Source organism: Vibrio sp. 03_296 (assembly GCF_002265885.1).
In genome coordinates, this window is record NZ_NPKW01000551.1 from 1 (window position 1) to 658 (window position 658).

Here is a 658-nt window from a genome sequence, read left to right on the forward strand (position 1 = left end):
TTAGTACCTACGAAAAGAACTTTACCTTTTTTCTCGCCAACTTTAACTAGCTCAGCTAGAGCTTCGTTGAACATTGGTACAGTTTTTTCTAGGTTGATGATGTGAACGCGGTTACGAGCGCCAAAGATGAATGGCTTCATTTTTGGGTTCCAGTAACGAGTTTGGTGACCGAAGTGTACACCCGCTTTCAGCATATCGCGCATTGATACAGTTGCCATTTTAAAATCCTCTATGGGGTTAGGCCTCCACATCCCCCATGTATCCGACCCTAGCCTAATCGCTGGGCACCCCGGAACATGTGTCGGAATGTGTGTGATTTAAAGAAAAAGTGTTTTTGGAAGAAGCCTGCTTCGCCATTAAGTTTCTCTTAACGAAGAGAACAGTCCTCATTTCCGGCGCGCTTTATACCATATTTTGCCCATTGAAGGCAAAAAAAAAAATGCATTTAGCCATGAAGCCAAACGAATGCAACCCATAAAAAATAGCCCTGGATAGGCTCTCGTTTTTCAGACAAATACACATTCTCATTTCTTCCTGTTAGAATGCCGCATCAGCACACTCTGATGTGCCCCCGAATTAAGTAGAGAAAGCCAATGTCAATTAAGATTAAAACTACTCAGCAAATTGAGCGCATGAGAATTGCCGGTAAACTGGCCGC

1 protein-coding gene is annotated in these 658 nt (G+C 43.3%); it reads right to left on the minus strand.

Features of this window, described 5'->3' with window-relative positions; translation table 11 throughout:
- The coding region (rpsB, locus tag CIK04_RS26105; protein ID WP_142995022.1) for a 30S ribosomal protein S2 at positions 1 to 218 on the minus strand (218 nt) is incomplete at its 3' end.
- Positions 219 to 658: the final 440 nt, after the last annotated feature.